The following is a 10,822-nucleotide window of genomic DNA, read 5'->3' on the forward strand; positions in this document are numbered from 1 at the left end:
TATGTATCGAACCACTATTGACGGAAAAGAAATTATAATTACGTTAGCGCCAAAAGTCCGAAGAGAAATTACTGATAGAAATCCACTATATGAAGCGGTATTTCATAATGCTGCAAGATTGCTACAAACAAAGCAACCGACGTTCGCAGTAAATCATGAAATATTTGGTCTCATTATTGGAGAAGTGCAAAGAGGAGAAGTAACAGTGTTTGCGGTGGAACATATTATTCCGAAGCAAAATATATTTGGACCGAACAATTTTTTCTCGACAATAGAACAGCAGGCAAATTTGTAAAATGAATAGAATAAGAATAGAAAAGAAATAGTCGTAACGATATGTTGCGGCTGTTTTTTTGGAAAAGGGGGAAACAAGATGAAGAAAGTGGGGAAAGAGTTCTTTTTACAACATGATATCGTTATTATGTATAGCATTCTATTTATTTTCATTATTATTTTAAAAATGCAATTTTTCACGTGGTTTGGCATGTTAGCATGTATGTTTGGGATTGTTTTCTATACACTTAATGAATACATGACACATCGTTTTTTATTCCATATTAAGCCGCCTAAAAACACATTTCTATTAAAAATGTTAAGAAGATTACATTATGATCACCACGTATATCCAGATGATTTAAAACTTTTGTTTTTACCTGTATGGTTTAGTATACCTAGTTTTACTATTTATTTGCTTATAGCATATGGTATTACAAAAAGTGTTACTATTACACTTTCATTTGGAATCGGAATGATTATCATGCTGCTCGTTTACGAATGGAAACATTATATTGCCCATAGACCGATTCGTCCCGTCACTAAGTTTGGAAGATGGCTAAAAAAACAACATATATTACACCATTATAAAAACGAAAAGTTTTGGTTCGGTGTTTCAAATCCAGTATTCGATTTTATATTTGGAACACTTAAAGACGGAAAAGATGTTGAGTTAAGCGAAACAGCTCGTAATTTAGAAAAGGAAAAAAAGACAAAAGTAGTGCGTTAAGCACTGCTTTTGTCTTAATGAGGAAAAAATAAGTAAGGTGTCACTTTATTTTGAAAAAGTATATTAAAAATTTAGGAGAAATTGCCGAAAAATGTCTATCGAAAAATCTTTGCATGAATGCATGGATTGTCTAAAATAAGTATAAGTTTCTGAATATTTATAAAATTTAGTCTTTAGGTATACAAGGAGGAAGTGTATTTCAAGTAAGAGAGGGGATCGGTTAATGAAACGAGATGATACGTCAGCACGTAAGTTGCAAAATGAAGTGAATTATACAGAGGTCGTTCAGTCGGAAGAATTTCAATTGTTATTAAATACGAAAAAGAAGTTTATCGTTCCAATGAGTATTTTCTTTTTTAGTTTTTTTATTGCACTGCCTATTTTAACGTCGTATTCAAAGGTGCTTAATACACCTGCATTTGGTGACGTTACATGGGCGTGGGTATTTGCTTTTTCCCAATTTATCATGACATGGGCACTATGTATGATTTATAGCAAAAAAGCAGAATCATTTGATGAAATCTCCCGAAAAATTCTGCAAGATATGCAAAAAAGGAGGGGCTGAACTTGAATACTACTGCATTTGCACTATTTTTAATTATTGTTCTTGGTACGCTCGTCATAACATATTTTGCATCGAAAAAAACGAAAAATGCGAGTGAATTTTATACGGCTGGAGGGGGATTAACTGGTTGGCAAAATGGTCTGGCCATCGCTGGAGATTACATGTCTGCTGCTTCATTTCTTGGTATAGCCGGAGCAATCGCATTAACTGGGTTTGATGGATTCTTTTATAGTATCGGTTTTTTAGTTGCTTATTTAGTTGTACTGTATCTTGTTGCAGAACCGCTTAGAAATTTAGGGAAGTATACTTTGGCGGATATGATTGCAGCACGCTTTGATGCGAAAAAAGTTCGGGGAGTTGCAGCTCTTAATACGATGACGATTTCTATCTTTTATATGATTGCACAATTAGTTGGCGCGGGTGCACTTATTAAATTATTATTAGGGATTGAATATACGACATCTGTATTAATCGTTGGAACACTTATGACGGTGTATGTTATTTTTGGAGGGATGACAGCAACAAGCTGGGTACAAATTGTTAAAGCGGTACTACTAATGGCTGGTACGTTTATTATTTCTGTTATCGTTTTCGCAAAGTTTAATTTTAGTGTGACTGAAATGTTTGCACAAATGAAAACAGCTACGCCATTAAAAGATTCGTTTTTAAATCCAGGAGTAAAGTATAAAGTTGGCCTTGATACACTTTCTTTAAATTTAGGACTAGTTCTCGGTACAGCGGGATTACCACATATACTTGTCCGCTTTTTTACAGTACGTGATGCAAAAACAGCACGTCAATCTGTTGTATATGCGACGTGGTTAATTGGTGCGTTTTATATTATGACGATTTTCTTAGGGTTTGGAGCAGCAGCGTTTGTAGGAAATGAGGCAATTATTAAAGCGAATCCAGCGGGTAATATGGCAGCACCTTTATTAGCTAAAGCGTTAGGTGGGGACTTCTTATTTGCTTTCGTATCAGCAATTGCTTTTGCAACGATTTTGGCTGTAGTGGCAGGTCTTGTATTAACAGCAGCATCAGCATTCGCTCATGATTTTTATAATGAAATCATTCGTAAAGGAAAATCAACGGAAAAAGAGCAAGTATCTATGGCTCGTTATGCATCTATTGGAGTAGCGATACTATCTATCATACTTGCATTATTTGCCCAAACATTAAACGTAGCATTTTTAGTATCATTAGCATTTGCAGTTGCAGCGAGTGCAAATCTACCAGTAATTTTATTTACAATATATTGGAAGCGTTTTAATACAACGGGTGCTATTTCGGGTATGATTGTAGGTCTCGTATCAGCAATTGTTCTCGTAGCGTTGAGTCCGAATGTTTGGGACCCTGTAGCTGGAAAAGCTATTTTTGTTGGGGAAGCGTTATTCCCATATACGACACCAGGAATTATTTCAATTCCACTCGGATTTCTTGCAGCATATTTAGGAACGGTTTTATCTAGTAAGAAAGAAGATGCAGCGAAATTTGATGAAATTCTCGTGAAATCTAATACTGGTCATGGCATTAGCGATGCGTCTTCACATTAAATAAAAGAGGAGCTTTTCGATAGATAAGAAAAGCTCTTTTTTCTTTTGTCATTTTCTTGTAAATATTACTGATTTGTAAGTAGGATTTGTCTTAATTTTGTGGAATGAAAATAGCAGGGAGAAATTTAAGTCATCATGGCACCAGCGCAGCTTTTGTGAAAAATAAGTTGTTATGGAAGGTGGAAGTAATGATGAAAACGAAGCAAACTGATGAATTATTAGCAAAAGATGAGCAATATGTTTGGCACGGAATGCGTCCTTTTAGTCCAAATAGTACAATGGTAGGGGCAAAAGCTGAAGGGTGCTGGGTTGAAGATATACAAGGAAAAAGATATTTAGATGGTATGAGTGGCCTTTGGTGCGTAAATAGTGGATATGGAAGAAAAGAGCTTGCAGAAGCGGCTTATAAGCAATTACAAACATTATCATATTTTCCAATGTCACAATCACATGAGCCAGCTATAAAGCTTGCTGAAAAGTTAAACGAGTGGCTTGGTGGAGAGTATGTTATTTTCTTCTCAAATAGTGGATCAGAAGCGAACGAAACAGCTTTTAAAATAGCAAGACAATACTATGCTCAAAAAGGTGAACCACATCGTTATAAATTTATGTCACGTTATCGCGGGTATCACGGGAATACAATGGCGACAATGGCAGCGACGGGACAAGCGCAGCGTAGATATCAATATGAACCGTTTGCTTCAGGTTTTTTACATGTAACACCACCGGATTGTTACCGTATGCCTGAAATTGAAGGGCAGCATATTTATGATGTAGAATGTGTAAAAGAAGTCGATCGTGTTATGACGTGGGAATTAAGTGAAACAATTGCTGCTTTTATTATGGAACCTATTATTACAGGCGGGGGCATATTAATGCCACCACAAGACTATATGAAAGCTGTTCATGAGACGTGTCAAAAACACGGTGCCTTGCTTATTAGTGATGAAGTGATTTGCGGTTTCGGGCGTACAGGAAAAGCATTTGGATTTATGAATTATGATGTAAAGCCTGATATTATTACAATGGCAAAAGGTATTACGAGCGCATATTTACCATTATCTGCAACAGCTGTGAAAAAAGAAATATATGAGGCTTTTAAAGGTAAAGGAGAATATGAATTCTTCCGCCATATTAATACATTTGGTGGAAATCCAGCAGCTTGTGCATTAGCACTTAAAAATTTAGAGATTATGGAGAATGAAAATTTAATTGAGCGATCCGCACAAATGGGTTCCCTTTTATTAGAGCAACTAAAAGATGAAATTGGGGACCATCCACTTGTTGGGAATATTAGAGGGAAAGGTCTATTAGTTGGAATCGAATTAGTAAATGATAAAGAGACGAAAGAGCCAATTGATAATGATAAAATAGCAAGTGTCGTAAATGCTTGTAAAGAAAAGGGATTAATTATCGGACGCAACGGTATGACAACGGCAGGATATAATAACGTTTTAACACTAGCACCGCCTCTTGTTATTTCAAGTGAAGAAATTGCCTTTGTTGTTGGAACGTTGAAGACGGCGATGGAACGTATTTAATAAATAGAGAGAGGAGCGAGCTGTAATATAAGGCTCGCTTTTGTTTAGTAGGAGGGGACTTTAAATGGAGAAATATGATCCTAACAAACATTATCACATCGGATATTATGAAGACGGATATGATTTAGAAGGACGGCGTACAAAAGAATAAATGAACCAGTTTGGGATGCTTATATTCCGCACTATGAGGCAGACGATTTTTATAAGAAAGTGGAGGGAATGAAGCTAGGTAAATATATAGATGATTATGGCATTATGGTGTATTCATTTGAGAATGATATTGATGATAATGAAGTACGAATTATTTTTGAAAAATGGTTAAAAAAGAACGGGATTGTTTAAAGATAAAATAAAAAGGAGATTGCTATCTTATAAGATAGCAATCTCCTTTTATTAATATGAAATTTATTTACTTGCTTTCATTGCTTTATCTTTTGCACCAAAAGTGTATTTTAACATTGGTGGTGTAATCATTGTAGTTAAAATAACGACAATAACAATTGCTGTAAAGTAATCTTGCGCTAATAGACCTGAAGAAAGTCCTGTTCCTGCGATGATAAGTGCAACTTCACCACGAGAAACCATTCCAGCACCGATAATTGCAGAAGACTTAGCGTCAAATCCAGTCATGCGTGCACCAACACCACAACCGATTAATTTCGTTAATACAGCGATAATAGTTAATGCTAAGATGAACCAAATTTGATTGCCAATACCGTCAAATGTAATATTCATACCGATACTTACGAAGAACACGGGAACGAACATAGCGTAAGCGATTGGTTCTACTTTCTTTTCTACTTCATGTTTGTAGTTCGTTTGAGAAATAGCAATACCAGCTGCGAAAGCACCGATAATACCAGCAATTCCTAATAATTCGCCGAAATATGCGAATGAGAAACAGATGATAAGAGCCGCGCTCACGATAGACTCAGATACGCGTAGTGGTGATAACCAGCGCATAATCGCAGGAACACCTTTCCATCCGATTAAAATAATAGAAGCGAAGAATACAACTTTCTTCAAGATAACCATTGTTAAGTTAACATCATCAGTACCTAAGAAGCTCATTGCAAATGCTAATAAAATAACAACAAGAATGTCATCAAATACAGCGGCTCCAAGCATCGTCGTACTTTCACGTGTTTTCATTTTACCTAAATCACGAAGTGTTTGTACGGAAATACTAACACTTGTCGCACATAGAAGTAATCCTAAGAATACAGCGTTTCCTTGTTCCATTCCCATAACAAGACCGGAAACGTAACCACCTACGAATGGAAGAATGATACCTCCGAGTGCAACGGCTAAAGAAGAATTACGATTTGCATTTAATTCTTCTAAGTCTGTTTCAAGTCCAGCCATAAACATTAAAAGAATAACCCCGACATTACTTAATTGAGTTAGAAGCTCTGAATTTTCAATCCAACCTAATACAGCTGGACCGATAACGATACCGACAATTAATTTACCTAATACAGAAGGTTGACCTAATCTAACACTAAGATCACCAGCAAGCTTTGTACTTAATAAAATAAGTGCAATTTGAAAGAAAAATTCGAATTCCATCTGATCCTCTCCTCATCATTTTTAGTTTTATCATACGATTTCTCGGAATTTGCCTAATGAAAATATGTAAAACCCATTAAACAAAAGGGTCTGATTACAAGTTCTTTTGAACTCGTAATTTGAACCTGTAATTAATATATAATAAAATTTATTAAAAATCAATGAAAAAATAGCAGATTTTCATGATGGAATTTGATTTAGGTATGAAGGGAATGGCTATATAATAAGAAGAAATAAGGCAATATTTTTAATGAATTGGAGAAGGAAACATGTTATTAAATAAACGCTTTACAATTGGAGAAATGGCAAAAATGCATAATATCGCAGAATCTACATTGAGGTATTATGATGAAAAAGGAATTTTTCATCCGTCCATTGTTGATCCTCACACGAATTATCGTTATTATACAATCGATCAATTTTCACTGTTAGATACGATTAAATTTTTACGCCAGTTAAATATTCCGTTAAAGGAAATTAAGAAATATATTGATGAAAGAAATCCAACATACGCACTCAATTTACTGGAAAAACAACAAGAAATGATGCTGAAGAAACAAAGAGAAATTGAATATGCTTTAGCAAAAATGGAACATAGAATTCATTTAATAAAGAAGGCGACGAAAGCGGAAACCGATCGAATACTTATTAAAAAAATACCAAAAAGAAAAATAACAGCGATTGCAGTGGCGCCGAATACGACAGATGATATGTTTGATTATTATATCCATTCGCTTCAAAAAAATATGAAGCAAATGGATGATAGTCTATTTTCAGGAGATATAGGTGTGACAATTTCCAAAAAAGCATTCATGCAAAAGGAGTTTCAAGCATATAGCAGCGTATTTATTCTTTTGGATTATATGCCTTATCAAGTACATAGTTCAGATTCAATTAAAGCTGGTATGTTTGCGTGCGCTTATCATCATGGATCATATGAAGAAACAGGTGAAACATATAAGAAATTAATGGAATACATTGATCAAGAAGGATACGAAATAAGTGGAGATTCGATTGAGATTGGATTAATTGATTGGTCTGTAACAGAAAATCCAGAGGAGCAAGTAACAGAAATTCAAATTCCAGTAATGAAAAAATAGAGTGTAGGACTTCTATTAATTACAAACCTGCATCAATTCCGATAATTAAATTTCCTATTTTTTTAATTCTCTCTTGACCTTCAAGTTACTTGAAGGTTTAAACTGTGAACAGAGCGTTGAAAAAGGAGCATAATAGTATGGAAGCAACAGAAAAATTAAGAGAAAAACCAGTTAAAAGTTTATTTATTTCTTATTTAATACCAGCCGTTCTTGGAATGGTTTTAATGTCAGTGAATATTGTAATTGACGCGGTCATGATTAGTAGAGGAGTTGGGGCGAACGGTTTAGCAGGAGTAAACGTGGCTATTCCAGCGTTTTCGATTTTCTTCTCTATTTCATTATGGATCGGGATGGGCGGGGCAACGTTATATTCTATTGCATTAGGTGAAAATAAAAGAGAAAGAGCAAGGTCTATTTTTACTCAATCCATGACGGTAGCAGTTGTTATCGTAGGTGTTTTAGCGGCTATTTGTTTATGGAGAATAGAAGATTTAGCGTACTTATTTGGTGCAAATGAAGTGATTTTACCATATGCGTTAGACTATTTACACGTATTACTAACATTTGGAATGATATACGTTTTAGAAAATATTTTAAGTACATTTATACGAAATGATGGAAATCCTAATTTAGCAATGGCTGGTCTTGTTGTAACAGCTGTATTAAATATACTGTTTGACTATATCTTTATTTTTATCTTTGGATGGGGCGTAACAGGTGCTGCTTCAGCGACTATTCTTTCAGCAGCGATTGGTTTCCTTGTATTATTAACTCATTTCTTTAGAAAAAGTAGCATTTTAAAATGGACGAAATTCCATTTTGAATGGGATACTGTCAAACAAATTATGGTGATTGGTTTCCCGAGTTTTACAGCAGAAAGCACGGTTGCAATCGTAACGATTGGTTTTAATATCGCATTTGTCCAATATGCAGGAGAAGTAGGAGTAGCTTCCTATGCGATGGTGAATAGTATTCATGCAATGACATTACTATTATTCTTCGGTGTTGGAGCAGCATTGCAACCAATTGCTAGTTTTCATTACGGGGCAAATTTATCAGAGAGACTTCGTGAAGGATTACAGTTTGCTGTGAAAATTGCAGTTGTCCTCGGAGGCGTTGCGATAATTGTCGGATTATTCTTCGGGAAATATATCATTGATTTATTTGATGTTCAATCTCCAGAATTATTGGAGTTAACCTTAACAGGTATTAGTTTATTCTTTATCCAATACGTATTTTTAGGTTATAACATTGTGTATGGAGAGTACTTCCAATCAGTGCGACAAACGAAGAAATCAGTACTTATTATAATGAGCCGTGGATTACTATTTATCATTCCATTGTTATGGATTATGCCGAAATTATTTGGTATAAATGGGATTTGGCTCGTTATGCCAGTTGCTGAAGTAATGACAGCAATTATCGTATTTACAATGAATCGTATGAAACATCCTGTTCCATTAAATATGGCAGGAGAGAAAGAAGCGATATGATAAAAAATCCCCTTAAGCAATTAAGGGGATTTTCTTATTCTTTTAAACTAATCGCAAAAGATCCATCCGTTTCTTGAACAGAAGCAAAGGCAACGTTTTTAATAGTTGTAATTCCTTTTTCTTTTAATTCTTTATATAACCATTTTTCATCTTTATGTATTAACTTTAAGTTATCATATTGAATTTGTGAATCGACGATAAGTGCAATTGGTAATCCAGCATACTTAACATCTATGTTTAAATCTTTTGGAGTTAATGGTACAAGTTCTCTTTTTGGTAAAATACTAATAGCTCCGTTCGCTTCTAAAATGGCGTATTCAATTTCATGAACACTTGGATATCCTGCAACGCGAAGATTAGAAAGTAGTTCGGCAATGGGATATCTACTTTTTTGTAAGTTCTCAAAAATAATATCACCATGTTTAATTAAAATGATAGGGTGTCCGAGAATAAAACGATTTAGTTTGTTGAATAGGCTTAATTTTGTAAGGAGTAAATGTAAACATGTAATAACAACCATACCGAGAAATGCTTGTAAAGCACCAGAGACGGGGATGGCCTGGAAAGCTAAATAAGATAAAAAAATTATAGCCCCAAAATCATGAGGAGTTAGTTGCGCTAACGCGGATTTACCGAGTAACTTAAGCGATAGTAAAAATAAGATGAAAAAGAACGACACGTTACATAAAAAGAGAAGCAATAGAGACACTCCTTCGTGTAAAGTTGTACTTACTATTCCCGAAAGTAATATAAATATTACCTTTCAGAGGATAAATTAGGGTTTATTGGAATTTGTCTGTATACAAACAAATAAATGGATATTATCATGAAGGAAGTAAAAGAAAATAGGAGTATATGAGTATGAGAAAGAAGAGAATAATAAAGTGCATTTTAGTTGTTATAATGATTTGCGCCGTATATGCGGGGTTTTTACAATATCACATTTATAAGCATGGACATATGAATGCAAGTGACGATGCTGAGTACATAATTGTACTAGGATCGAAAGTAAATGGAACGAAACCATCTTATTCATTGCAATATCGTATTGATAAAGCAGCTGAATATTTAAAATCACATGAGAAAACAATCGCTATTGTATCTGGAGGACAAGGAAAAGGTGAAGACATTTCAGAAGCATTAGCAATGAAACAAGGACTAATAAAACAAAACATCGCAGAAGACCGTATTATAATGGAGGACAAATCTACGAGTACAGATGAGAATATTACATTCTCAAAACCGTTAATTCCAGCCGATATGAAAAAAGGTATGATCGTAACAAACGATTTTCATATGTTTAGAGCGAAAAAAATAGCGGCCAAACAAGGCTTACAATTAGAAGGTCTTCCGGCAAAAACACCGAAACCAATCATCATTCCATCGAATGTACGAGAATATTTAGCAATTACACAGTATTGGTTTATGAATCGAATATAGTGAAAGTGATCCCGCCTGAAAATTCAGACGGGATTTAATTTGAGGAAAATCTTACAAATATGTCACGTTAGTGAAAGGTAAAGCGATAGTTTCTAGAATGGTTTCCTGACATAATGAAGGTAACAAAAACTATTTAGAGGTGAATCGGATGAAAGGAAATAATATTTTATCTTCGTTATGTTACTTTAGTATCTTTTTTGCACCATTTTTACTACCAATTATCGTGTACTTTGTTGCAGAAGATGAAGTGAAATATCACGCGAAAAAAGCATTTTGGTCACATGTTTTCCCATACGCAATCTTATTTGGAGGACTAGCAGTATCAGGCATGTACGGTTTAGGTTTTAATCAATCTGACGGTGCTGGAATAGGAATGATTATCACATATGCAGTGTTCATTCTTGTAGGAATTTACTATTTCATTTGGAATATCGTAAAAGGTATTAAAGTGTTGAAAACGGCGTAATAAGACAATGAAAAATTTCATTTACCGTATTCATAGACGTTTTAAAAAAAGAGCAATTCAAAAAATGAACTGCACCCCAATTGTTAGACACA

Annotated in this window: 11 protein-coding genes and 1 pseudogene; 10 read left to right on the forward strand and 2 right to left on the reverse strand. The window is 34.6% G+C overall.

Annotated elements, in window-relative coordinates:
* The first annotated feature begins 1 nt into the window (after window position 1).
* The 6 genes and pseudogenes from RT27_RS19615 to RT27_RS19640 all read left to right on the forward strand — a co-directional run bounded on the left by RT27_RS19615 (window position 2) and on the right by RT27_RS19640 (window position 5,004).
* Complete coding sequence (locus tag RT27_RS19615; protein ID WP_016082208.1) at window positions 2–295, forward strand: hypothetical protein; 294 nt, start codon at window positions 2–4, stop codon at window positions 293–295.
* A gap of 78 nt (window positions 296–373) precedes the next feature.
* Window positions 374–1,003: a sterol desaturase family protein gene (locus RT27_RS19620; protein ID WP_000755397.1), complete on the forward strand. Its 630-nt coding sequence runs from the start codon at window positions 374–376 to the stop codon at window positions 1,001–1,003.
* A 223-nt stretch (window positions 1,004–1,226) separates the two neighbouring features.
* Entirely contained in the window at window positions 1,227–1,568 is a 342-nt protein-coding gene (locus RT27_RS19625) for a DUF485 domain-containing protein (RefSeq protein ID WP_016082207.1), read from the forward strand.
* Between the two features lie 2 nt (window positions 1,569–1,570).
* Entirely contained in the window at window positions 1,571–3,121 is a 1,551-nt protein-coding gene (locus tag RT27_RS19630; RefSeq protein WP_043937093.1) for a sodium/solute symporter, read from the forward strand.
* Between the two features lie 191 nt (window positions 3,122–3,312).
* Window positions 3,313–4,662, forward strand: coding sequence for an aspartate aminotransferase family protein (locus tag RT27_RS19635; protein ID WP_043937095.1), 1,350 nt, complete (start codon window positions 3,313–3,315; stop codon window positions 4,660–4,662).
* A 64-nt stretch (window positions 4,663–4,726) separates the two neighbouring features.
* A pseudogene (locus tag RT27_RS19640) lies at window positions 4,727–5,004 on the forward strand (DUF3986 family protein).
* Window positions 5,005–5,067: 63 nt separating this feature from the next.
* On the opposite strand, the gene RT27_RS19645 reads toward RT27_RS19640, so the two are convergent.
* Window positions 5,068–6,231: a cation:proton antiporter gene (locus RT27_RS19645; protein WP_029441888.1), complete on the reverse strand. Its 1,164-nt coding sequence runs from the start codon at window positions 6,229–6,231 to the stop codon at window positions 5,068–5,070.
* 269 nt (window positions 6,232–6,500) lie between these two features.
* Between RT27_RS19645 and RT27_RS19650 the strand changes: the two genes are divergently transcribed.
* The gene (locus RT27_RS19650; RefSeq protein WP_043937096.1) at window positions 6,501–7,331 is read left to right on the forward strand and encodes a MerR family transcriptional regulator; all 831 of its coding nucleotides are present in this window, start codon (window positions 6,501–6,503) and stop codon (window positions 7,329–7,331) included.
* A gap of 137 nt (window positions 7,332–7,468) precedes the next feature.
* A complete protein-coding gene (locus RT27_RS19655; protein WP_029441889.1) occupies window positions 7,469–8,824 on the forward strand; it encodes an MATE family efflux transporter in 1,356 nt (451 codons plus the stop codon).
* Between the two features lie 34 nt (window positions 8,825–8,858).
* Here RT27_RS19655 and RT27_RS19660 read toward each other — a convergent pair whose 3' ends face one another.
* The gene (locus RT27_RS19660) at window positions 8,859–9,524 is read right to left on the reverse strand and encodes a DUF421 domain-containing protein (protein WP_043937098.1); all 666 of its coding nucleotides are present in this window, start codon (window positions 9,522–9,524) and stop codon (window positions 8,859–8,861) included.
* A 161-nt stretch (window positions 9,525–9,685) separates the two neighbouring features.
* Between RT27_RS19660 and RT27_RS19665 the strand changes: the two genes are divergently transcribed.
* Entirely contained in the window at window positions 9,686–10,264 is a 579-nt protein-coding gene (locus RT27_RS19665; protein ID WP_016082201.1) for a YdcF family protein, read from the forward strand.
* Between the two features lie 148 nt (window positions 10,265–10,412).
* Window positions 10,413–10,730 (forward strand): DUF4870 domain-containing protein, encoded by a 318-nt coding sequence (locus RT27_RS19670; protein ID WP_000678056.1) that lies wholly within the window; start codon window positions 10,413–10,415, stop codon window positions 10,728–10,730.
* The last annotated feature ends 92 nt before the right edge of the window (window positions 10,731–10,822 follow it).

The organism is Bacillus sp. L_1B0_5, from assembly GCF_000836715.1.
GTDB lineage: Bacteria > Bacillota > Bacilli > Bacillales > Bacillaceae_G > Bacillus_A > Bacillus_A thuringiensis_S.

Coding starts and splice junctions, on each gene's coding strand:
- RT27_RS19615 (WP_016082208.1), top strand. CDS start 2: ATGTATCGAACCACTATTGACGGAAAAGAAATTATAATTACGTTAGCG.
- RT27_RS19620 (WP_000755397.1), top strand. CDS start 374: ATGAAGAAAGTGGGGAAAGAGTTCTTTTTACAACATGATATCGTTATT.
- RT27_RS19625 (WP_016082207.1), top strand. CDS start 1,227: ATGAAACGAGATGATACGTCAGCACGTAAGTTGCAAAATGAAGTGAAT.
- RT27_RS19635 (WP_043937095.1), top strand. CDS start 3,313: ATGAAAACGAAGCAAACTGATGAATTATTAGCAAAAGATGAGCAATAT.
- RT27_RS19645 (WP_029441888.1), bottom strand. CDS start 6,231: ATGGAATTCGAATTTTTCTTTCAAATTGCACTTATTTTATTAAGTACA.
- RT27_RS19650 (WP_043937096.1), top strand. CDS start 6,501: ATGTTATTAAATAAACGCTTTACAATTGGAGAAATGGCAAAAATGCAT.
- RT27_RS19655 (WP_029441889.1), top strand. CDS start 7,469: ATGGAAGCAACAGAAAAATTAAGAGAAAAACCAGTTAAAAGTTTATTT.
- RT27_RS19665 (WP_016082201.1), top strand. CDS start 9,686: ATGAGAAAGAAGAGAATAATAAAGTGCATTTTAGTTGTTATAATGATT.
- RT27_RS19670 (WP_000678056.1), top strand. CDS start 10,413: ATGAAAGGAAATAATATTTTATCTTCGTTATGTTACTTTAGTATCTTT.